Source organism: Streptomyces sp. NPDC057307 (genome assembly GCF_042667665.1).
GTDB lineage: Bacteria > Actinomycetota > Actinomycetes > Streptomycetales > Streptomycetaceae > Streptomyces.
Genome location: NZ_JBHUZM010000068.1, coordinates 1 through 21094, shown reverse-complemented (window position 1 = coordinate 21094; position 21094 = coordinate 1). Strand labels below are relative to the sequence as shown.

At 69.7% G+C, this 21094-nt stretch carries 18 protein-coding genes; 8 read left to right on the top strand and 10 right to left on the bottom strand.

Going from position 1 to position 21094, the window contains the following annotated elements:
* The first annotated feature begins 53 nt into the window (after positions 1-53).
* Positions 54-569 (top strand): GNAT family N-acetyltransferase, encoded by a 516-nt coding sequence (locus ACFUN8_RS22335; protein WP_383640348.1) that lies wholly within the window; start codon positions 54-56, stop codon positions 567-569.
* Between the two features lie 7 nt (positions 570-576).
* Here ACFUN8_RS22335 and ACFUN8_RS22330 read toward each other — a convergent pair whose 3' ends face one another.
* From ACFUN8_RS22330 to ACFUN8_RS22300, 7 genes are all read right to left on the bottom strand, one after another.
* On the bottom strand, positions 577-1836 hold the full coding sequence (locus tag ACFUN8_RS22330; protein ID WP_383640345.1) for an SGNH/GDSL hydrolase family protein: 1260 nt from the start codon (positions 1834-1836) through the stop codon (positions 577-579).
* Entirely contained in the window at positions 1833-4259 is a 2427-nt protein-coding gene (locus ACFUN8_RS22325) for a glycoside hydrolase N-terminal domain-containing protein (RefSeq protein ID WP_383640342.1), read from the bottom strand. Before ACFUN8_RS22325 ends, ACFUN8_RS22330 begins: the two co-directional genes overlap by 4 nt.
* 108 nt (positions 4260-4367) lie before the next feature.
* Positions 4368-6212, bottom strand: a complete 1845-nt coding sequence (locus ACFUN8_RS22320; RefSeq protein WP_383640339.1) for an alpha-galactosidase D — start codon at positions 6210-6212, stop codon at positions 4368-4370.
* A gap of 92 nt (positions 6213-6304) precedes the next feature.
* A complete protein-coding gene (locus ACFUN8_RS22315; RefSeq protein WP_383640336.1) occupies positions 6305-7225 on the bottom strand; it encodes a carbohydrate ABC transporter permease in 921 nt (306 codons plus the stop codon).
* Positions 7222-8196, bottom strand: a complete 975-nt coding sequence (locus tag ACFUN8_RS22310; RefSeq protein WP_383640333.1) for a carbohydrate ABC transporter permease — start codon at positions 8194-8196, stop codon at positions 7222-7224. The genes ACFUN8_RS22315 and ACFUN8_RS22310 overlap by 4 nt, the downstream gene beginning before the upstream one ends.
* A gap of 96 nt (positions 8197-8292) precedes the next feature.
* A complete protein-coding gene (locus tag ACFUN8_RS22305) occupies positions 8293-9606 on the bottom strand; it encodes an ABC transporter substrate-binding protein (RefSeq protein WP_383640330.1) in 1314 nt (437 codons plus the stop codon).
* Positions 9603-10790, bottom strand: coding sequence for an ROK family protein (locus ACFUN8_RS22300; RefSeq protein WP_383640327.1), 1188 nt, complete (start codon positions 10788-10790; stop codon positions 9603-9605). Before ACFUN8_RS22300 ends, ACFUN8_RS22305 begins: the two co-directional genes overlap by 4 nt.
* A gap of 181 nt (positions 10791-10971) precedes the next feature.
* On the opposite strand from ACFUN8_RS22300, the gene ACFUN8_RS22295 reads away from it, so the two are divergent.
* The 3 genes from ACFUN8_RS22295 (at position 10972) to ACFUN8_RS22285 (ending at position 14474) form a co-directional block, all read left to right on the top strand.
* On the top strand, positions 10972-13110 hold the full coding sequence (locus tag ACFUN8_RS22295) for an alpha-galactosidase (protein ID WP_383640323.1): 2139 nt from the start codon (positions 10972-10974) through the stop codon (positions 13108-13110).
* Between the two features lie 61 nt (positions 13111-13171).
* Positions 13172-13621: a hypothetical protein gene (locus ACFUN8_RS22290; RefSeq protein WP_383640320.1), complete on the top strand. Its 450-nt coding sequence runs from the start codon at positions 13172-13174 to the stop codon at positions 13619-13621.
* A gap of 223 nt (positions 13622-13844) precedes the next feature.
* A complete protein-coding gene (locus ACFUN8_RS22285; RefSeq protein WP_383640317.1) occupies positions 13845-14474 on the top strand; it encodes a DUF6629 family protein in 630 nt (209 codons plus the stop codon).
* Positions 14475-14533: 59 nt separating this feature from the next.
* Here ACFUN8_RS22285 and ACFUN8_RS22280 read toward each other — a convergent pair whose 3' ends face one another.
* The gene (locus ACFUN8_RS22280) at positions 14534-15328 is read right to left on the bottom strand and encodes a class I SAM-dependent methyltransferase (protein WP_383640314.1); all 795 of its coding nucleotides are present in this window, start codon (positions 15326-15328) and stop codon (positions 14534-14536) included.
* Positions 15329-15653: 325 nt separating this feature from the next.
* Here ACFUN8_RS22280 and ACFUN8_RS22275 point away from each other — a divergent pair, with 325 nt between their 5' ends.
* The gene (locus ACFUN8_RS22275) at positions 15654-15857 is read left to right on the top strand and encodes a cold-shock protein (RefSeq protein WP_107014974.1); all 204 of its coding nucleotides are present in this window, start codon (positions 15654-15656) and stop codon (positions 15855-15857) included.
* An 81-nt stretch (positions 15858-15938) separates the two neighbouring features.
* On the opposite strand, the gene ACFUN8_RS22270 is transcribed toward ACFUN8_RS22275, so the two are convergent.
* Positions 15939-16292 carry a PRC-barrel domain containing protein gene (locus ACFUN8_RS22270; RefSeq protein ID WP_382571224.1) on the bottom strand — a complete coding sequence of 118 codons (354 nt, stop codon included), beginning with the start codon at positions 16290-16292 and terminating at the stop codon, positions 15939-15941.
* 201 nt (positions 16293-16493) lie between these two features.
* On the opposite strand from ACFUN8_RS22270, the gene ACFUN8_RS22265 reads away from it, so the two are divergent.
* Complete coding sequence (locus ACFUN8_RS22265) at positions 16494-17168, top strand: hypothetical protein (protein WP_383640310.1); 675 nt, start codon at positions 16494-16496, stop codon at positions 17166-17168.
* 174 nt (positions 17169-17342) lie between these two features.
* Here the strand turns inward: ACFUN8_RS22265 and ACFUN8_RS22260 are convergent, their stop codons facing one another.
* Positions 17343-17792, bottom strand: coding sequence for an SRPBCC family protein (locus ACFUN8_RS22260; RefSeq protein WP_383640307.1), 450 nt, complete (start codon positions 17790-17792; stop codon positions 17343-17345).
* 283 nt (positions 17793-18075) lie between these two features.
* On the opposite strand from ACFUN8_RS22260, the gene ACFUN8_RS22255 reads away from it, so the two are divergent.
* The gene (locus ACFUN8_RS22255; RefSeq protein WP_383640303.1) at positions 18076-19746 is read left to right on the top strand and encodes a glycoside hydrolase family 13 protein; all 1671 of its coding nucleotides are present in this window, start codon (positions 18076-18078) and stop codon (positions 19744-19746) included.
* 369 nt (positions 19747-20115) lie between these two features.
* Positions 20116-21024, top strand: a complete 909-nt coding sequence (locus ACFUN8_RS22250) for a DUF2382 domain-containing protein (protein ID WP_383640300.1) — start codon at positions 20116-20118, stop codon at positions 21022-21024.
* The last annotated feature ends 70 nt before the right edge of the window (positions 21025-21094 follow it).

Sequence of the window (21094 nt, the reverse complement as noted above, 5' to 3'; positions counted from 1 at the left end):
CGTCACTACCTGGATCCGCGAAGTTCGAACCACTGATCTATTAGCGTGCTCCCATGGAGAAGACACTGAAGGGCGCTCTCGTGCTCCTGCGCCCTGCCGTCCCCGACGACATCCCCGCACTCGCCACCATTCGCGCCACGCCCGAGGTCTACGCGACGTGGCGCGGTGGTGACGACCTGCTCGCGGCCGTGACCGAGGATCTCGACGAACCCGGTCTCACCTCACTGGTGATCGAGGTGGACGGCGCCACCGTCGGCGCCGTCCAGTGGGGCGCCGAGGAGGACCCCGACTACCGGCACGCGAACATCGACATCTACGTCGACCCCGCGGCGCACGGCCGCGGAGTGGGGACCGACGCCGTACGGACCCTGGCCAGGCACCTCATCGAGGACCTCGGTCACCACCGTGTCGTGATCGATCCGGCCGCCGACAACGCCGCGGCGATCAGGTGCTACGGCAAGGCCGGCTTCCGGCCCGTCGGGATCATGCGGGACTACGAGCGCGGTCCCGACGGGACCTGGCACGACGGACTCCTGATGGACCTCCTCGCGAACGACCTCACCGACTGAGTGGCCGTCAGCGGTCGCATTCCAGGGACTTCAGAGCGACCGCGTCGGCCATCGCCTGCATGCCCTTGTCGTTGGGATGCAGATGGTCGCCGTTGTCGAACGTGGGCAGGATCCGCTCGGCGTCGTACGGGCTGCGCACGACCTTGTCGAAGTCCACGACCGCGTCGACCGCCCCGCCGGTGCGGATCCACTCGTTCACCTCGGTGCGTACGGCCTCACCCTCGGCGTCCCACTCCGACCAGCCCTTGAACGGCATGACGGTGGCACCGACGACACACAGTCCGGCCGCGTGCGACCGGTCGATGATCTCGCGGTAACCCGCCGTCAGGGACGCCGCCGTGACCCCGGAATGGGACTTGATGTCGTTGACGCCCTCGAACAGCACGACCGTCCGCACACCCGGCAGCGACAGCACGTCGCGGTCGAGCCGCTTGAGCGCGCTCTGCGCCGCGCCGTCCGCCAGGACCTGGTTGCCCGAGATCCCCGCGTTCGCCACGCCCTTCACGGTGCTGCCGGAGGAAGCGTGCAGCCGGCGGGCCAGAAAGTCCGGCCAGCGCAGGTTCTTGTCCGTACTGGACTGCCAGCCGTCCGTGATGGAGTCCCCGAGCGTCACGACGGCGCCGGCGCCGCGGTCCGCGTCCACGGTGACCGCGTCGAGGTAGAACCACGACCCCAGCCGCTCCGTGTACGCGCTGTCCCGCTCCTCCGCGGCGTGGTTCCCGCTGGTGGCGTACGACGTCGCGAGAGCCATCCCGTGCCCGGTGGCGGGCCCGCCAGTGTCGCGAACGTACAGACTGACGGCCAGATCGCTCATCGGCGCGATCCTGCCGGGCAGCGGGTCGCTGTAGCGGATCTCGCCCGGCGCCAGGGTGACGGACGCGGACCCGTCGAAGGCGAGCTTCCTGTTGCTGCCGGGGCGCAGCCGGGCGCCGCTCTCGCGGAGCCCGGCGTACGCGCTGCCGATGACCAGGGGCCGGTCCCCGAACGCGTTGGAGACCCGGACACGCAGGTCCGTGCCGCCCACGCTCGTCCGTACGACCAGCCGGTAACTCCGGTCGCCGGCCGCCTCGCCCATCCGGTCCGCGCTCGACGCCCAGGTGACGACGGACTTCGCGGGCGGGGGAGGAACGGCCGAGGCGGCGGCCGTGGCGGCCGACGCGCCCGTGCCGCCCGTGTCGGCCGTGGCGGGCGGAGCGTACGCGGGCACGAGGAAGGTCGCGGCGAGGGCCAGGACACAGACCAGTCCGCGGCGTACGGCCCCGCTCATCCGAAGTTCCGCAGCGTGACGGTTCTCCCGGAGCGCACGTCCACGTCGTGCGAGACGCCGCCGGCCGTGACCTTCGTCCTGCGCCCGCCGACACTGCGGATCTTCGCCTCGCGGACCTTCCCGTCACGCCAGCTCAGATCGACGACGAAACCGCCGCGCGCGCCGATGCCGGTGACCGAACCGGACCGGGCCCAGGCGGCGGGCAGCGCCGGAAGCAGCTCGATATGGCCGGGCCGCGAGTAGAGCAGCATCTCGATCATCGCGGCGGGAGTACCGAAGTTGGACTCGATCTGGAAGATCCCGCGGCCCTTCTCGACCTCGTAGATGTCGAAGAGGTTCATCGCGGTGCCGTTGCTGCCGTCGACGGACGGCCGCAGATTGTTGACGACCAGCTCGTACGCGTTGTCCGCGTGCTTCAGCCGCGCCCAGCACAGGGCGCGCCACGAGTTGGCCCAGCCGAAGCTCTCCATCCCGCGGGCGGTGAGGAGTTCGGTGGCGCCCTTCACCAGTTCCGCGGGTGAGTCGCCTGGGCGGATCCGGTCGCCGGGGAACAGGCTGATCAGCGGCGAGAGATGACGGTGCGTCGTCTCGCCGAGGTTGTCGGGCGACATCCACTCCTGGAGCCAGCCGGTCTTCGGGCTGACCTCGGGCAGGTACAGCCGTTCCTGCAGCCCGGCCACGGTCTTGGCGAACGCGGCGTCCCTGCCGAGGAGTTCGGCTGCCTCGCGGAAGTTGATGAACAGGTCGCGGACCACCTCCTGCGCGTAGGTGATGCCCTTCGCGTCCTGCGGGCCGTGCTCCGGCGACCAGTCGTTGTCCGCGACGAGGACTTCGCGCTTCTCACCGCTCGAAGCGTCCGTGACCGTCATGGTCACCAGCCGGGCCTCCCAGAACTCGCAGGCGCCCTTGAGCATCGCGTAGATCTTCTTCACGAACTCCCGGTCCTGCGTGTACTGGTAGTGCTCCCACAGCGTGTTGCACAGCCAGGCGTTGCCCGGCGGGTGCCACCACCAGCCGAGTCCGCCGTAGATGTTCGTCGAGTACGCCACGGTCCAGCCGGCGATCTTTCCGGAGGAGTTGCGGAACCGGTTGCGCGGATCGTTGAAGTGCGCCTGGGTCAGCTCCGACCAGACCGGCAGCTGCGCGAGGCAGTAGTCGGTGAACGCGTCGAAGTTGCGCGAGAGCGCGGTGCGGTCGGCCATCCAGTAGTTCATCTGGATGTTGATGTCGGTGTGGTAGTCGCCCATCCAGTCGGGGTCGTTGCCGTCCAGCCACGGACCCTGGAGGGCGACCGGCAGACCGTCCCGCGAGCTGCTGATCATCAGATAGCGGCCGAACTGGAGGTACAGCGCCTCAAGTTCGGGATCGGGCACGTCCTGCTGCGTACGGTGCTTCAGCCGCTCCCAGGTGTCGAGCGCGCGCTGCTCGCCCGTGGAGGGCCCCAGCGAGATGCTCATCCCGTCGAACTGGTCCCGGTAGTCGGCGACATGGGTGTGCAGCAGTGTGGTGGGGGAGTGGCGTACGGCGTCCTGGACCTTGGTCCGGGCGAGGGCGACCGGATCGAGGCCGGGGGCGCGGTAGCCGGTGGTGTGGTCGGGGGCGTAGTTCGATCCACCGCTGATGACGACGGTCAGGTCGGCGCACCGGGTGAAGACGATCCGCGAGCCGCTCGTGGTGACCGAACCGCTCCGGCTGTGCGCGGTGACGGCCGCGCCGTACCGCAGTCCGTTGGCGAACTCCGCGCCGAAGAACAGGCTGTCCTTCTTCGCGTCCGCCGATGTCTTCTCGTCATGGGTGCCGTCGAGGGAGATCGTGCCCGTGTAGTGGCCGCCGCCGCGCTGGGTGAAGTGGACGACGATCGCGTCGTCCGGGTGGCTGGCGAAGACGCGGCGCTCGTAGCTGACGCCCGACCGGACATAGCGGGAGGTGACCAGGCCCTGGTCGATGTCGAGTTCGCGGCGGAAGTCGTTGACCGAGCCGAGATCGTGGTCCGGGATGTCGACCGTCACATGAGCAAGCTGGGTGAAGCTGCCGAAGTCGGCCCGGCCGTAGGGGAATTGGCCGTCCGCCTCCAGCTTGTCGTTGATTCCGCCGGTCCACATCGTGGCGTCGGAGACGAAGAGGAGTTCCTGCCCGGGGTCGTTGCCGACGAGCGCGCCGAGCCGGCCGTTGCCGACCGGCAGGGCCCGTTCGAGCATCGTCGTCCTCCCGGCCGGTGCGCGGTACCACATCCGGGTGGTCGACCCCTCGCCCTCGGCGAGCATGGGGGAGACGGCCGGGCGCTTCGGCGGCGCGGAGGCGGCGAAGGCGGGCAGTGCGCCGAGCGCGGTGAGTGTGGCGGCGCCGGCGGCGAGCGTGAGCGCGCGACGCCGGGTCGGGCCGGTCTCGGACGGGGCAGGGGGGTGCGGGTGCTGATCGTTCACGGGACAACTCCATTCCTGCGGACCTGCGGAACAGGAGGTACGGGGAGAGACAGGCCGGGGGCGCGCCGGTGAGGGCACGCCCCCGGCCGTACTCGTGAGGCGCCGGGATCAGACGCGCGGTACGTCGATCTTGTCGATGTCAGGCGAGTAGCCGTCGCCGCTGTCGAAGGCGATGGTGTTGCTGCCCGCCTTCAGCGTGACCGGCACGCTGATCGAGTCGACCGCCTGCCAGCCGCCGGTGGCCGGGAAGGCCGTCGGGACCGGCGTCTTGCCATTGGCCGAGACACCGATCGATCGCGGGTCGCCCGAGTTGTAGGCGACCTTGACCAGATAGCGGCCGGCCTTCTCGACGACGACGTCCGTGAACTGGACCTTGCCGCCGACGTAGAGGTTGCCGACCTTCTTCGTGCCCGAGCACTCGTCGCAGTCGGCGACGGACGCCGAGCCGGTCAGGACGTTGTCCGGGGACTCCGCCTCGTACGCGGTCGTCCGCAGGTCCGGCCCCTGCGGGGTGACGGTGAACAGCCGCGAGCCGTGCGCCGGTACGGCCTGGGTGATGCCGTCCTTGTGCCGGCCGAGGCTCTCGCGGTTCCACACGTCGCGTACCGACGCCTGGCCGGTGAAGCCGAGGGCCGCCCAGTCGGCGGTCACCGGCGATGCCGAGTCACCCTGGTTGAACAGGGCCACGGTGTAGCCGCCGTCGGGGTTCTCGGACGCCCAGACCTGCTCGTCGCCGACCGAGGTGACGGGCTTGGCGGGCTTCCCCGGCTGCTGGTTGATCTTCAGCACGTCACGGTTGGTCATCAGCGACAGGCCGTAGTCGTCGATCTTGGTGAGGTCGTCGCCGCTGTACAGCGGCGACTTGGCGACCGCCCACAGCGTCATGTAGCTCTGCCGCTCGGCCTTGGTCAGACCGCTCATCGCGGCGTTGCCGACATTGATCGCGTCCAGGTCGTTCCAGCCGCCGGGCCCGGCGTAGCGGGTCCAGCCGGGCGTGTCACGCCACCGGTCCTCGACCGAGTTCTCCCACGACACCAGGGTGTTGCAGTAGCACTCGACGTCCGTGTCGACGCGCCAGCCGTTGGACGTGGCCTGCCAGTCCTTGGCGTAGTTGATGTCGAGCGACCACGAGATCTCCAGGTGGATGGCCCGCCCGGTGTTCTTGATGGCCTTCTGCCAGGCGGCGACGTCCGTGCGGTTGTCGTAGTTGTCGCCGCTCTTGAAGGAGCCGGGGCCCACACCGTCGAGCTTCAGGAAGTCGTAGCCCCAGTCGGCGATGAGCTGGGCCTGCGAGTCGACGTACTTCTGCGCGCACGGCTTCGAGAAGTCGATCTTGTACGAGCTGTCCCAGCCGTTCGTCGTCCGCAGATCGCTGTGGACGATGTCGCCGGTGGTGCAGTCGTCGGTGTTCCAGATCTTCAGCTTGCCCTCGCCGTACCCCTCCTTCTCCAGGCCCACGGGAAGGTAGATACCGGCCTTGAGACCCTTGCCGTGAATCCGGTCGGCGACCGCCTTCATGCCGCTGGGGAAGCGCTCCGTGTTGGTCTTCTGCCGCCCGTACTCGTCGAACTCCGGGGTCCAGTCCCAGCCGCGCCACCAGCCGGCGTCGATGTTGACGTACTCGTAGCCGTACTTCTTGAGCTTGGAGGCCAGCGCGTCCGTCTGCTTGTTCACATTGGCTTCGGTGAGATAGCTGTAGCTGCCGTTGGGGTTCACCCCCGGGTACGACGTGGTCTGGAGGCTCCAGCTGCTCCAGCCCATGTACGGCTTCTCGGCGACGGCGCTCCGCGCCGAGGTCGCCGGTGCGGCTGCCTGATCGATCGACTGATCGGTTACCCGGTCGGGGAGTTGGGCCTGGGCGGTGGTCGGTACGGCGACCGCCAGGCCGGCGGTGACGGCGAGGACGAGCGCGGCGCGCAGGGTTCTCGCGACGTTGCGAGCGGGTGGGCGCATGGGAGGGAGCCTCCTGCTTTCTCTGAAGGGGAGGTGCGGGGGTGGTACGGGCCGGACACGGGCTGCTCGCCCGCGCCGGGAGCGGGTACGGGCTACTTGCCCGCGCCGATCGTCAGACCGCTGATGAACTGGCGCTGGAGCGCGAAGTACACGATCAGCGTGGGAATCGCGGTCATCAGCGCACCGGCCGCGATGAGGTTGGGATTGGTGAAGTACTGCCCCTCCAGGCTGGCGAGCGCGGAGGTGACGGGACGCTTGTCACCGGTCTCGATCAGCACGAGCGGCCAGAAGAAGTCGTTGTAGATCCAGATCGACTCCAGTGTCGCGAGCGCGGCGAACGCCGGCCGGCACAGCGGCAGCACGATCTGGAAGAACTGCCGCCACACGGGCGCGCCGTCCACGAGCGCGGCCTCGGTGATCTCCTTGGGGATCGTCTTCATGTAGTTGCTCAGCACGAAGGTGCAGAAGCCGCACTGGTAGGCGATATGGATGACGATGATGCCCCAGTAGGAGTTGTAGAGCAGGAACGAGTCGCTCATCCAACCGGGCAGGTTCCACTGGAGATACAGCCGGTACAGCGGGGTGATGAGCACCTGGGCGGGGAGCAGATTGCCCGCGGTGAACAGCATCAGCAGTGCGATGTTCCAGCGGAAGTCGAAGCGCGACACGTAGAAGGCGACCGCGGCCGAGAAGAACAGGGTGCCGAGCACGGCGGGCACGGTGACGAGCACCGAGTTCCAGAAGAAGTGCGCGAGACCCGACTGCGCCCAGGCGTCGGTGAAGTTGTCCAGGCTCAGACTGCGGGGCCAGGACAGATACCCGTTCTGGGCCGTGTCCTCGTACGGCCGCAGCGAGGTGTACATCGCCCACAGCAGCGGGACCAGCCACAGCAGGGAGATACCGGCCAGGAAGAGATGACGGCCGATCTGGCGGCGTGGGCGTGAGCGCTTGCCGGGAGGTGTGTCCTGCGGGGCCCGTCGCCGGGCGGCCGGAGGTGTGGCTGTCGCGGTCACGCCTCCTCCTTGTCCTTGCGGAAGTTCTGTACGAGGAAGGTGCAGATGGCGGTCAGCGAGACCAGCAGCATGATCACCGCGATGGCCGAGCCGTAGCCGATGTGGCTGGTCTCGCCGACGATGTTGTCGGTGATCAGGAGCGAGAGCAGCTCCATGCCGGGCTTGCTGCCGATGCCGCCGCCGAGGACGTACACGATGTCGAAGGCGCGCAGCGACTCCATCGCCGTGACGACGAGGATGACGATGTTGACCGGCTTCAGCGCGGGGAAGACCACGCGCAGGAACGTCTGCCGGCCGTTGGCGCCGTCGAGCGCGGCGGCCTCCTTGAGCGCGGGGTCGAAGCCTTTGAGCCCGGCCAGATAGAGGATCATGATGTAGCCGGTGTGCCGCCACGCGGACGCGACGAGCACGGCCCACAGATTGAGGTCGGGATCGCCGAGCCAGTCGATGTGGGTACCGGGCGACGCGGCACCGATGATGCCGTTCAGCAGACCGTTGTCCGGGTTGTAGATGATCTCCCAGATCAGCCCGACCACCGCGAGGGACAGCACCATGGGCAGGAAGATCGCGGTCTGGTAGATCCGGGTGAAGCGGATCTTCCGGTCGAGCTGGTACGCGAGGAAGATCCCGAACGGCGTGGGCAGCAGCGCGGTGAACAGCAGCCAGATGACGTTGTGCTGGACCGCCGGCCAGAACGGCGGGTAATTGGTGAAGATCTCGCGGTAGTTGTCCCAGCCGATCCAGTCGATGTCGGACAGCGAGATGCCGTCCCAACTGGTGAAGGAGAGCGCGAACGAGGCGAGCGCGGGCAGCCAGACGAAGACCAGCAGGGCCAGCAGGGGTATACCGACGATGACGCCGAGGAACAGCCGGTCGCGCAGGCCGAGCCGGCGCGGCCTGCGCCGGCGGGCCGGTACGGCGGGCGGGGCCGGCGTGACCGGTTCCTCCGGTGCTTCGAGTGTGGAAGTCATAGGGGTGGGCGTCCCTCAGGCGGGTCGACGGGGCGGCGGCTCGGGTGTGACGGGTCTCGGGCTTCGCGGGAGCGGGTCTCCGGCGTCGGGACCGGCTCAGCCGGAGAAGAAGCGCGAGCGCTGCGACTCGATCTTCTTCAGCGTGGCCGCCCCGTCGTCCGGGTGGCCGAGCCACTGCGTCAGACCGGGCAGCACGACGGTGGAGATGAACCCCGGGTCGCTGTCCCGGTCGCCGAACTGGGTGATGTGCTTGGCGGCGCCGATCAGCTCGGCCGACTTCTTCTGCAGCGCGTTGTACTTGCTGGTGTCGGCCTTGCTGTGGACGGCGACGTTGCTCGGGTCGACGCCCATGTAGATGCCCTCCGCCTCGGGGCTGCCCAGGAATTCGAGGAACTTCCGGGCGCCTTCGGCGTTCTTGGGCTTGCGGCTGAGCATGAATCCGTCGGTCGGCGCCTCGACCGTGTCCATGCCGTGCGCCGGGTCGATCTCGGGGAACGGGAAGAAGTCGATGTCCTCGCGCAGCGCCGTGTCGGTGATCTGCTGGCCGAGGAAGAGGCCGATGACGGCCATGCCGGACTTCTTGTCGAGCAGCGACTGGGCCGCGTCCTGCCACGAGCGCCCGCCGGCGCCCGACTGGTAGTACGGGGCGAGTTCACGCCACAGGTCGAGCACGGTGCTCATGCGCCGGTCGCTCCACGCGACATCGCCGCGCATCAACTCCATGTGGAAGTCGTAGCCGTTGGCGCGCAGATTCAGATAGTCGAAGGCACCGAGGATGGACCAGCTGTCGCCGCCGCCGTAACCGGACGCGATGGGCGAGAGCCCGTCCTTCTTCATCTTCTTCGCCAGGGCGACGAACTGCGCCCATGTGGTCGGCGCCGTGTAGCCGCGCTCCTGGAAGACGCTCTTGCGGTAGAAGACGGCCCACGGGTAGTTGTACAGCGGTACGAAGTAGTACTTGCCGTCCGCGCCCTTGGAGAGCTGCTTCGCGGCCTCGCTGAACCCGGAGCCGATGGTCTCCCACACCTCGTCGACCGGACTGGCCAGCTTCTTCTCCGCGAAGTACTGCATCCGGTAGCCGGCGAACCAGGTGAACGTGTCGTCGGGGGTGCCCTGCAGATAGCTGGAGATGCTCTTCTGGAAGGTGTCGTGGTCGACCGTGTTGGTCTTGACCTTCAGCTCGGATTCCTGGGTGAAGGCCTTGGTCACCGCCGCGTACGCCTTCTTGGGCGTGGCGTCGGCGCCGTTGGAACCGAACGTCACGGTCTTCGGGTCGGCGGCGGGAGGGCCGCCGCCGCACGCCGCCAGGGTGGGCCCGGCGAGAGCGACCGCTCCCACTCCCATCAGTCCGTTGACGACGCTGCGTCGTCTCGGACCACCGGCTGCGGGTATGCGGCTCTGCTGAGTCATCGCTTCTCCTGGAAGGTGTCGGACCCGATGAAGGTCTGAATCGCGGTGGCCGCGGCCCCGCGCGCCCACTCCTCGAACGGCAGCGGACGTGTGACCACGTCGCACTGATCGGCGGTACTGAAAGCGGTCGCGGAGAACGCTTCCTTGATCTGGGCGGCGAACAGGTCGTACGCCGCGAGTCCTTCGCCCGAGATGATCACGCGCTCGGGGCCGAGCAGATTCACCACGGTGCCGATCGCCCGGCCGATCGCCGCGCCCGCGTCCGCGTACGCCTCACGGGCCACCGGGCTGCCACCGTGGGCCAGTTCGAGCGCCTGTGCCGGTCCGGCCAGCGGCTCGCCCGTGTCGCGCTGGATACGGCGCACGATGGCCGAGTCCGAGGCGATCGCCTCGACACAGCCGAGGTTGCCGCAGTGGCACAGCGGCCCTCGCGGGTCGATGGACAGATGCCCGATCTCCCCGGCCACCCCGTGCGCCCCGGAGACCACGCTCCCGTTGACGACGAGTCCGCAGCCGATACCGGCGCCGACGGTGACCAGGGCGAAGTTGGAGAGTCCCACCCCGGCGCCGAACCACTGCTCGGCGACCGTCAGCGCCCGCACGTCGTTGTCCACCGTGGTCGGCAGCCCGGTCGCCGCCGCCGTGAGTTCGGCGAGGGCGATGTCCCGCCAGTCGAGGAACGGCGAGTAGCGGACGGCTCCGGCCGCCCGGTCCACATCACCGGACACGGCGACCGCGAGACCCTGCACCTGGACCCCGAAGCCCTCGGCCTCCGTCCGCAACTCGGCCGTCAGCTCGGCGATCACGGCGATCACGGCACCCGGCTCACGATCGGTGAGCGGTACGTGGCGGGCCAGCCGGATCCGGCAGCACAGGTCCGCGAGGACCGCGATCACCTCGTCGGCCGTCACCTTCACACCGATGAACAGGGCCCTGCCGCCGTCCACCCGGACCGGGTTGGCGGGCCGTCCGACGGCCGGCGGCGCGCTGTCGTCGGCGGCCTCGACGAAGTAGCCGGCCGCCATCAGCGGGCGTACGGCCTTGGTCACGGCGGCCGACGAGAGGCCGGTGCGCCGGGACAGCTCCACACGGGACAGCGGGCCCTGGGAGAGCACGGTGGTGAAGACCAAGGAGGCGGCGGGGGTGGCCGCCGGAAACGCCTCCACCTGGTCGGTCGTTGACATGGCCGGAAACGTAGGTGAGTTAATTTCCTCTGTCAATAAAAAAAGCAGGAACCCTGCGAAGTAGAAGTTGATCATCTCCTCTCCAGGGAAAAGTTTATTGAAGCACGGCACTTGACAGCGGATCAAAGGTCGGGATTGGCTACCTGCCGTCACAGTGCTGCCCCTGAACGTAAGGATCTCCATGCCCCAGATCTCCTGCGCACCGGACGCCGCCCTGTGGCTGATCAACACCCCGAACACCTCCTACGCGGTGCGGATCGACAGCAGCGGAGCGCCCTGTCATGTGGCGTGGGGCGGCAGGCTGACCCTCGACGAGGCGGCGGAGGTCGCCGCGCGGGCCCACCCGGCGGACCGTGAGATCAGCAGCTTCGAGGGCCGTCCGCCGGTCGGCGAGGAACTGCCCGTCGACGGCGGCGCCCGCTACGGCGTGCCCTCGCTCCAGGTCCGGTTCGCCGACGGCACCCGCGCCGTCGAATGGGAGCCCGTCGGCCACCACATCCGCGAAACCCCCGACGGGGCCACCGAGTTGGACCTCGACTTCCGCGACCGGCACTACCCGCTCGGCATCGGTCTGCACTACCGCGTGTACGACGACAGCGACGTGGTCGAACGCTGGACGACCCTGCGCAACACCGGCACCGACACCGACATCGTCGTGCTGCGCGCCGACTCGGCGGCCTGGACCCTGCCGCCGCGCGCCGACTACCGGCTCGGCCATGTCACGGGACAGTGGGCCGCCGAGACCCAACTCCGACGCGAGACACTGCCGTTCGGCGAGACCGTACTGACCAGCAGACGAGGCATATCCAGCCACCACCTCAACCCGTGGGTCATGCTGGACGACGGCACCGCGAGCGAGGACCACGGCCAGGTGTGGAGCGCCGCGCTCGCCTGGAGCGGCAGCTGGCGCATCACCGCCCAGCGCACCTCCGACGGCCGAGCCGGCTTCACCGGCGGCGCGGGGCACGACTCCACGACCCTGCGCCTGGGCCCCGGCCGGACACACACCACACCCCGCTTCGCCGGGCTGTACACCGAGGGCGGCTTCGGCGCGGCGAGCCGGGCCTGGCACACGTACATCCGCGCGCACGTCCTGCCGCACCCCGACGAGATCCGCCCCGTGCTCTACAACTCCTGGGAAGCCACCGGCTTCGACATAGACGAGAACCGTCAGCTGACCCTCGCGGCGCGGGCCGCCGAACTGGGGGCCGAGCTGTACGTGATGGACGACGGCTGGTTCGGCGCCCGGCGCAGCGACCGGGCCGGACTGGGCGACTGGACGCCGTCACCCGACCGCTTCCCGAAGGGCCTCGCACCACTGGCCGACGAGGTGCACCGGCTCGGCATGCTCTTCGGCCTCTGGGTCGAACCGGAGATGGTCAACGCCGACAGCGACCTCTACCGCGCGCACCCCGACTGGATCCTGCACTTCCCGCACCGCACGCGCACCGAACTGCGCAACCAGCTCGTCCTCAACTTCGCCCGGGACGACGTCGCCGACTGGGCGTACGGGTGGCTCACCGCGCTCGTCGCCGACAACGGCATCGACTTCCTCAAGTGGGACATGAACCGGTCCTTCAGCGAGGTCGGCCCCGGAGACGGCCCCGACGGTGACGACCGGCTGTGGAGCGCGTACGTGCACAACCTCTACCGCGTCGTCGACCGGCTGCGCGCCGACCACCCCCGGCTGCGCATCGAGGCGTGCAGCGGCGGCGGCGGGCGCGTCGACCTCGGCATCCTGTCCCGTACGGATCAGGCGTGGCCGTCCGACAACACCGACGCGGCCGACCGGATCGGCATCCAGCACGGCTACAGCCAGCTCTACCCGGCGTCGACCATGGCCGCCTGGGTGACCGACGTGCCCAACGAACTCACCGCGCGGACCGTGCCGTTGGCCTTCCGCTTCCATGTCGCGACGGCCGGGATACTGGCCGTCGGCGGTGACCTCACCCACTGGTCGGACGAGGAACTCGCCGAGGCGGCCGGGTTCGTGGGCGCGTACAAGCAGGTCCGTCATCTGGTGCAGCACGGTGTCCAGCACCGGCTGCGGGCGCCCGTGGACGACGGGCCCACGGTCGTGCAGTACACGTCGCCCGACCGGGCGGAGACCCTGGTGCTCGCCTGGCAGCGGGCGCCGCGCCGGGGAAGGCCCGAGCTGCCCGTCCGCCTCGCCGCACTCGACCCGGCGGCGGTCTACCGGGACGTGGCGACCGGGGTGTCGCACCACGCCACCGTACTGACGGAGCACGGACTGCCCCTGGAGCTGCCGGCGGGCGACTGGGCCAGTACGGCGATCCATCTGAGGCGGGTCTCGCCCTGACACCCCGGGGCCGGGCCGAGGCCCCGTGTTTCAGGGCACGTCGAGCGGCAACACGAACCTCATGAATGAGGACAGCGCAGCGAACAGGAACGCGAACGGCACGGCGGCGAAGGTCGGTTCGAGCATCGAGTCGGCCACCTCCAAGGGGCTCCGGACCACCGGAGACGCCGTGGACCGTGCCAGGACGAACTCGGCGCTCGCGGCCTCGAAGGCCAAATCCTCCGCGCGGGCGGCCGAGAAGTCCGCCGAAGCGGGTGTGCGATCGGCCGGCGAGGCGACAAAGCGTGCCGCCACCGCCGGCTGGGCGAGCGGCCGGCAGGCCGTCGTGTCGACGGCGGGCAAGGCGGCCACCAGGGCCACCACCGCGTGGACCGTCGTCAAGCACCGGAAGGCCGTGTCGGCGGGAGCCGCCGCCGGTGTCGTCGGCCTGGCCGGGGGCGCCTTCGCCCTCGGGCGCCGGACGGCCAAGCCGAGGGGACCCCTCTCCCGGCTGACCGGAGGCCGGATCTGACAACGGCGACAGCTTCACCTCTTCACCACGGAGGGCCGACGGACTGCCGTCGGCCCTCCGTGCGTCTGTCGACCTCACCTGTCACGCCGAACCCCGAACCCCCGAACCCCGAAGCGCGAGCCGCCGTCGTGTCACCCGCTCGGACGCTCCTCGAAATCGTACGATCAGGATCGCTATGCGGTGATCACATCATCACCGTCCCTTTCGGTCCCTGGATGACGCGATGTGCTGGAGCGCGACCGCCGACCTCACCGCCGGTATCTGTATCAGCGCGATCGGAGTGGTCTGCGTCGCTCGCGTACGCCGTGTCCACGATGTGCCGCTCGCCGCGCTGCCCGTGCTCCTCGGCGCCCACCAGATCGTCGAGGCCCTCGTCTGGGACGCGGGCGGCGGTGAGGGGCCCGCCACCACGGCCTGGGCCGTCATCGCGATGCCCCTGCTGGCGCTCTGGATCCCCCTGGCCGTCCTGCTGGCCTCACCGCCCGGGTCCCGCCGCCGGCTCGTCGTGCCGGTCGCCGCCGGTGTCGTCACCGCCGGCGCGCTCTCGTACTACCTCGCCACCCGGGACGTCACGGCCGAGATCCGCGGCCACACCATCGGATACGCCGTCCACCTGCCGCAGCCGGAGATCGTCGTGGTCGGCTATCTCCTCGCGACCATCGGGGCGCTGCTGCTCTCCGGCGACCGGACGGTGCGGCTGCTCGGCGTCCTGGTCACGGTCGGAGCCGTGGTCTGCGCGGTGATCTGGCGACTGGAGTTCGTCTCGACCTGGTGCGCCTTCGCCGCGCTCGCGTCCGTCGTCATGCTGGGCTGGGCCTGGCACCGTACGGATGCACCCGGACGGACGGCCTGACCGGCGCCGGGCCTCCGCCGGCCTCCACCGGCCTCCACCGGACGCCGCCGCCCGGCGCCTCACGGCCGGCGCGCGACCACCATGCGACAGCGCGGACTTCCGTCCGGCAGCCGTCCCAGCCCGTCGAGCGCGACAAGATCCACCTCGAAGCCCGTACGGGTCAACTCGTCCACCACGCTGGTGAGCCCGAAGGTGCGGTAGTACATGACGAAGGGCGGCCGCCACACGGCGTTGCGCGCCCGCATCGCCGCGTCGAAGCCCCAGAGCGTCCAGTACAGCCGCGAGCCGACGCGCGGCGGCGCGGGCACCGGGAAGACGAAAGCACCGCCGGGCCGCAGGACTTCACGGACCCTGGTGAAGAGTGCTGGCCGCTCGGAGGGCAGGAAGTGGCCGAACGCGCCGAAGCTCACGGCCACGTCGAAGGCGGCGCGGAAGGGAAGGGCGCGGGCGTCGGCCCGTACGAAGTCGACGACGGGCCCGCCCGTACGGTCCCCGCCCGTACGGTCCCCGCCCGTACGGTCCCCGTCGGAACCGGCCTCGTGCGCCCTCTCCTTGGGCAGCTGGGCGGCCCTGGCGGTGGCGAGCATGCCGGCGCTGAAGTCGACCCCGGTGACCCGCTCGACGCACACCTCCCGCAGCACGTCCACGCCGGCCCCGGTGCCGCAGCAGATGTCGAGTCCCGCACGGAAGGGCCCGAGCGCTCCGAGAGCGTCGGCCACGGCGTCCAGGACGCTGTCCGGGGTGCGGAAAGGGGTCAGATCGAACTTCGGGGCGAGCAGGTCGTAGCCGCGCTCGGTCGACGAGAGCGCCTGCACGGTCAGTTCGCGAAGGGTGGGGCCCTGTGGGGTGAACATCACCACGCAGCCTACCGACAGTTCCGACACGCGACGCGGGCAGGGGACATTCGTGGACGCTTCCCTCTCCCGGGGGACATAACGCGGCGCGCGGCGCGCGATCACTGCACTGTGCGGGTGTTGTCGGGCGTCACGCTTGATCGTTTCTGTGGTCTGGAAGCGAGGAGACGTGTAGCGTCAGTTCTAGCTGTCGTGGTTCCGAAGTACTTTGTCGCCCGTGATCACAGTCGCGGGCGATTCGGCTGTTCAACGTCTCTGAGGACCAGGGCGATCACCTCCGGTTCCCGCACGGTGCGGGGACCGTTATGAGTCCTTTGGAGGACACATGGCCAGCGGTACCGTCAAGTGGTTCAACTCGGAAAAAGGCTTCGGTTTCATTGAGCAGGACGGTGGAGGCCCCGACGTCTTCGCCCACTACTCCAACATCGCCACCCAGGGCTTCCGTGAGCTCCAGGAGGGCCAGAAGGTGACGTTCGACGTCACGCAGGGTCAGAAGGGCCCCCAGGCGGAGAACATCGTCCCCGCCTAGGACACCTCGTCCCAGGGACACCACGTGTCCACCAGCGCCCCCGGCAGCGTCCTGCCGGGGGCGCTGGTGCGTAACGGGGTATCAGGAAGTGGTAACCAAAGAGGTGTAATAAGTGCTCAGGCCGCCCAGGTAGGCCGGGTCGCGCGTGTCGTGATCGCGCTCGAACACCGGAGCGCCCTTGACGGTCGACTTCGTACAGCCGACCCGAATCACCCGCCCGGCCGGATCGATCGAAGTGACCAGCCCGGCGGGAATGACAAGACTCTTTCCGAAGACCCACATCCCGGTGTCCACCACCAGGTGCTCGAACGGTGAGCCCTCGGACTGTCTGTCCACGCTGCCCACCGTTCCGTCGGTCGCATGGACGCTGTATCCGGTGAGGTCCATACCCGGCACATGGCCCGACTCGACCGCGAATACCCACATGTCACCCATCCCGGCCCTCACTCTCGTTCGACTGTCGCGACGAGATCGCCGCTCAAGGTGCACTTGCCCCCCGGGCCCACCCAGCAACCACGCATGGTTCAGCAAGGTGTTACCTGATGGTCGGCTGTGGGACGGGCCCGCCGGCGGAAGTACCATCGCGAACAACCGGGGGATGCCACGCAGATGCCATCCATAGGAAGCGAGCCATTCATGTCCGGCAGTGCCGTCACCGAGTTCACGAGCGTCCAGTCGCAGTACGAGGTCCAGGTCGCCGGTGATCTGGAGCGCAACGAGGCGGAGCAGAAACGTCTCCGCGCCGAGATCGACGCGTTCCAGGCCCAATTGGCGACCCTGGAGCGGGACCACGCTCTGCTCCTCGGCGTGCAGCGGGTGTTCGCCAACGGGGCCGGGCCCGACGCCGCGCGGAGCGCGAAGGTGCCCGGGGCGCGGACGGCGAAGCGCTCCGCGAAGGCAGCGGCCGGGTCCGGCGGGACGCGGACGCCGGGCAAGGCCGCCGAGAAGGCCCCTGCCAAGTCGGGGGCCAAGTCAGGGGCGAAGGCTCCCGCGAAGACGCCCGCGAAGGTGCCCGCGAAGACCTCCGTGAAGGCCGGAGCGGCCGAGAGGCAGCCCAGCCTCGCCCACTTGCTCGGCACGCTGCTGGCCGCGCACGGCGAGCCGCGCTCGGCCGCGGAGATCTCCGCCGAGCTGATCGCGGACCACCCGCGGCGCAACTCCAACGTCAATGTGGTGCGGAACGCGCTGGAGCAGCTCGTCGCCAAGTCCGAGGCCCACCGCAGCAAGCAGAACAAGTCCGTCTTCTACACCCACGCGGGACAGGCCGCCGCCACCACCCCGGACCAGGCGCCGGCCCCCGTGGCGGACTGACCCGGCGGTTCGACCGGTCGACGCGCGGAGGCGCGGCGAACGTCCTCGGCGGCCACCGGCGTCCCGCAGCCGCCGCGTCGGGCGAACGGTGCGTCGTCCAGCGCGAGTTCGCCGCCGCCCGGACGTCGGCGCGACCGCCGGGGCCCGGACACCCGACGGCCGCCGCCCGAGCGGTCAGCGGCGGTGTGGCGACGGGTCGAGCAGCGCCGCCTCGTGCTCGGCCATCCGCTGGAATTCACCGAGGTCGTAGTTGGCCAGCGTCGAGTCCAGATTGGTGAGCGCGCCCAGACGCTCCACGAAGCCCTGCGGGTCGTACTCGATCTGGAGCGTCACCCGGCTCTCCGTGTCGCTGAGCCGGTGGAAGGTGACCACCCCGGCGTGGTGCACCCCCTCCGAGGTCCGCCAGGCGATGCGGTCCTCGGGGACGACCTCCGTGAGCTCCGCCACGAAGCTCTTGTCCGCGCCCGGCAGGGAGACCTGCCAGGCGAACAGGGAGTCGTCGATGCGTTCCACGTGCTTGACGTGGCTGAGGAAGGAAGGCCAGCGCTCGACGTCCTGCCACAGCGACCAGCTCACGGCCACGGGTGCCTTGATGTCGACGGCTTCGATCAGTGAGGACGTCATGGGTTTTCTCCTCCGGTGCGAGACGACTTCGTCTGTCATCCGCTACCCGCGCGATCGGCTTTCACCGCCCGCGCCGCGCGCCCCGTACCTCGCGCCCCGTACCCCCACCCGCCTCGGACCTCCCTGTGTGTCCCTCAGACATCCCTTCCATAACCATCTGAACGGGTGACCTTCAGCCCGGGCCGGGCGGTGAAAGGGTGTCCTTCGTGTGTCGCACCAAGCGTCGCGCGAAACACCCACGTAACACGCACGACCGGTCCGAAGTTCAGTACGAGAGGCACCCGTGATCCCGAACACCCTCGACACCACCCGCGGCCAGCTGGCACGGCCCGCCCCCGACTGGTGGCGCGAGGCCGTCGTCTACCAGGTGTACGTCCCGAGCTTCGCCGACGCGGACGGCGACGGGATCGGCGATCTGCGCGGGATCACGGACCGGCTCGACCACCTCGCCGGCCTCGGCGTCGACGCCCTGTGGCTCACGCCCTTCTACCCCTCGCCCTGGACCGACGCCGGCTACGACGTCTCCGACTACCGGGGCGTCGACCCCCGCCACGGCACCCTCGACGACTTCCGCGGCCTCGTGCGGCGCGCCCACGGCCTGGGCCTCAAGATCATCGTCGACGTCGTGCCCAACCACTGCTCCGACCAGCACCCCTGGTTCGTGGAAGCACTCGCCTCACCGCCCGGCTCACCGGCCAGGGACCGCTTCATCTTCCGCGAGGGGCGGGGCCCGGACGGCAGCCTGCCGCCCGCCGACTGGAAGTCGAAATTCGGCGGCGGCGCCTGGACACGGGTCCCGGACGGCCAGTGGTACATGCACATCTTCTCCGCCGAGCAGCCCGATCTGAACTGGGAGAACTCGGACGTCCTCGCCGACTTCGAGGGGATCCTGCGCTTCTGGCTCGACCTCGGGGCCGACGGCTTCCGTATCGACGTGGCCCACGGCCTGCGCAAGGACCTCGTGGAACCCCTGCGGGACACCGGCGGACGCGACTCCGCCTCCCTCAACTCCCCGCCCGAGGGTGAGGACCACCCCTTCTGGGACCGCGACGAGGTCCATGACATATACCGGACCTGGCGCAAGATCATCGACTCCTACGCGCCTCCCCGGATCACCGTGGCCGAGGCGGGGGTCAGCGCGGCCCGGCTGCCTCTCTACACCCGGCCCGACGAGCTCCACCAGGCGTTCAACTTCTTCCATCTGCGCTGTCCCTGGGACGCCGAGGAGTTCCGGAAGGTCATCGACACCTCCCTCACCGGGGCCCGCGCGGTCGGCACCCTGCCCACCTGGGTGCTCTCCAACCACGACGTCGTACGCCACCGGACCCGCTACGCCCTTCCCCAGGGCATCGACTACCGCGCCTGGCTCTCCGGCGGCGGCACCGACCCCGCGCCGGACGACGCCCTCGGGCACCGGCGGGCCAGGGCCGCGGCGCTCCTGACCCTCGCCCTGCCCGGCAGCGCCTACCTCTACCAGGGTGAGGAACTCGGCCTTCCCGAAGTCTCCGACCTGCCCCTCGACGCGCTGCGCGACCCCATGTGGGAGCGGACCGGACGCACCACCAAGGGCCGCGACGGCTGCCGCATTCCACTGCCGTGGACCCGCTCCGGCAGCAGTCACGGCTTCGGGCCGGGCGGCAGCTGGCTCCCGCAGCCGGACGGCTGGGGCGATCACGCGGTGGACGTCCAGGCGGGGCGGCCCGACTCCTTCCTGGAGCTGTACCGCACGGCTCTGTCCGTACGCACCCGCTTCCGCGGCGACGAGTCGTTCGGCTGGCTGCCCGCCCGCGACGGCGAACTGGCCTTCCGCAAGGGCCGGTTCGAATGCCGGATCAACCTCTCCGACACGTCCCTGCCACTGCCGGACGGCGCCGTGCTGCTCGCCAGCGACAGCCTGGCGGGGGACCTGATCGCCCCTGACACCGCCGTGTGGACGGCGGCGGCCGACGGCTGACCGGTCCGGCGCTGTCGCTGCCACGGTCGCTGCCACGGTCGTTGCCACTGTCGGTACGGGTATCGGTGTCGTCGGTGTGATCGGCTCAGCCGGCATCGTGGGAGGCTCCTTTCCGTCGTCGTACATGCACAACGCGTGAGGACGGGCCAGCGCTCCGTACGAGGGGTCACCCGAATGGCTGAATCCGGCCACCGATTTGCCTGGAGCCCAGCAGTGCGCGTGCGGCGCCCCTTTGTCCCCCGGACGGGTCAAAGGGGCGTTTCCCCTGGTTGCCGCCCGCCGTCAGCAGGTGCCGCATGGAGATACGCGAGTCCGCCGACGCGCGGGGATACCGGACCCCGCCGGCTCGCCGCCAAGGAGTGATCACTGATGGCAGCCGACGATGTCTTCCACCACGTGGGTGAACTCACGGGTCTGACCGCCTACGACGCAGCCGGGGAGAAGATAGGCACTGTCGAGCAGGCGTACCTGGACAACGAGACGGGCCGCGCCGAGTGGGTGACAGTCAAGACCGGCATGTTCGGGATGAAGGAGTCCTTCGTGCCGCTGGCGGGCGCCACCCGCGACGCGAACGGCCTCCAGGTCCCGCACGCCAAGGAACTGGTCAAGGACGCCCCCCGCATGGACGCCGACGAGCACCTCGACGTCGGCCAGGAGCAGGAACTGTACGACCACTACGGCCTCACCCGCCCCTCCGGGCGCAGCGGGGCACCGGGCATGAGCCCGGCGCCCGGCAAGGCCGCCAAGGACAGCACGATGGGCCGTGACACGACGAGCGGCAATGGTGCCCAGGGCAGGACCGACGCCACGGCCCCGGCGGGCACCACCGGCCGGCCCGACACCGCCAAGGCCGCGCCCACTCCCGCCACCGGTCGCGGCGAGGACGAAATGGTGCGCTCGGAGGAGCGGCTCCGGGTCGGCACCGAGGAGCACGAGTCCGGCCGGGCACGGCTCCGGAAGGTCGTGGTGACCGAGAACGTCACGACCACTGTGCCGGTCACCCACGAAGAGGTCCGTATCGTGCGCGAGCCCATCAAGCCGGGCGACCGCACCATCGGCCGCTCCCCGATGGGGAACGCCGAGGCCGAGGTCATCCTGCACGCCGAGGAGGCGGTCGTCCGTAAGGAGGCCGTCCCCGTGGAGCGCGTGCGGATGGAGACGGAGAAGGTGACCGAGCAGAAGGAAGTCTCGGCCGACGTCCGCAAGGAGCGGGTCGAGTTCGACGACCCCGGGCGGGAAGACAAGGGACGTGGCGGCGGGCGCGGTCCCAGCCACTGAACGGCTGCTCCGCCAGGCACCCCGCACTCTCCGCAGCCTCCGCGGTCGCAGGTCGGCGTGGGTCCACCGG

What these genes read in the sequence shown, in the direction of transcription:
- ACFUN8_RS22310 (WP_383640333.1), bottom strand. Translation starts at nt 8,196, where the DNA reads ATGACTTCCACACTCGAAGCACCGGAGGAACCGGTCACGCCGGCCCCG.
- ACFUN8_RS22330 (WP_383640345.1), bottom strand. Translation starts at nt 1,836, where the DNA reads ATGAGCGGGGCCGTACGCCGCGGACTGGTCTGTGTCCTGGCCCTCGCC.
- ACFUN8_RS22275 (WP_107014974.1), top strand. Translation starts at nt 15,654, where the DNA reads ATGGCCAGCGGTACCGTCAAGTGGTTCAACTCGGAAAAAGGCTTCGGT.
- ACFUN8_RS22280 (WP_383640314.1), bottom strand. Translation starts at nt 15,328, where the DNA reads ATGTTCACCCCACAGGGCCCCACCCTTCGCGAACTGACCGTGCAGGCG.
- ACFUN8_RS22290 (WP_383640320.1), top strand. Translation starts at nt 13,172, where the DNA reads ATGAATGAGGACAGCGCAGCGAACAGGAACGCGAACGGCACGGCGGCG.
- ACFUN8_RS22285 (WP_383640317.1), top strand. Translation starts at nt 13,845, where the DNA reads ATGTGCTGGAGCGCGACCGCCGACCTCACCGCCGGTATCTGTATCAGC.
- ACFUN8_RS22250 (WP_383640300.1), top strand. Translation starts at nt 20,116, where the DNA reads ATGGCAGCCGACGATGTCTTCCACCACGTGGGTGAACTCACGGGTCTG.
- ACFUN8_RS22270 (WP_382571224.1), bottom strand. Translation starts at nt 16,292, where the DNA reads ATGGGTGACATGTGGGTATTCGCGGTCGAGTCGGGCCATGTGCCGGGT.
- ACFUN8_RS22265 (WP_383640310.1), top strand. Translation starts at nt 16,494, where the DNA reads ATGTCCGGCAGTGCCGTCACCGAGTTCACGAGCGTCCAGTCGCAGTAC.
- ACFUN8_RS22300 (WP_383640327.1), bottom strand. Translation starts at nt 10,790, where the DNA reads ATGTCAACGACCGACCAGGTGGAGGCGTTTCCGGCGGCCACCCCCGCC.
- ACFUN8_RS22305 (WP_383640330.1), bottom strand. Translation starts at nt 9,606, where the DNA reads ATGACTCAGCAGAGCCGCATACCCGCAGCCGGTGGTCCGAGACGACGC.
- ACFUN8_RS22295 (WP_383640323.1), top strand. Translation starts at nt 10,972, where the DNA reads ATGCCCCAGATCTCCTGCGCACCGGACGCCGCCCTGTGGCTGATCAAC.
- ACFUN8_RS22320 (WP_383640339.1), bottom strand. Translation starts at nt 6,212, where the DNA reads ATGCGCCCACCCGCTCGCAACGTCGCGAGAACCCTGCGCGCCGCGCTC.
- ACFUN8_RS22335 (WP_383640348.1), top strand. Translation starts at nt 54, where the DNA reads ATGGAGAAGACACTGAAGGGCGCTCTCGTGCTCCTGCGCCCTGCCGTC.
- ACFUN8_RS22260 (WP_383640307.1), bottom strand. Translation starts at nt 17,792, where the DNA reads ATGACGTCCTCACTGATCGAAGCCGTCGACATCAAGGCACCCGTGGCC.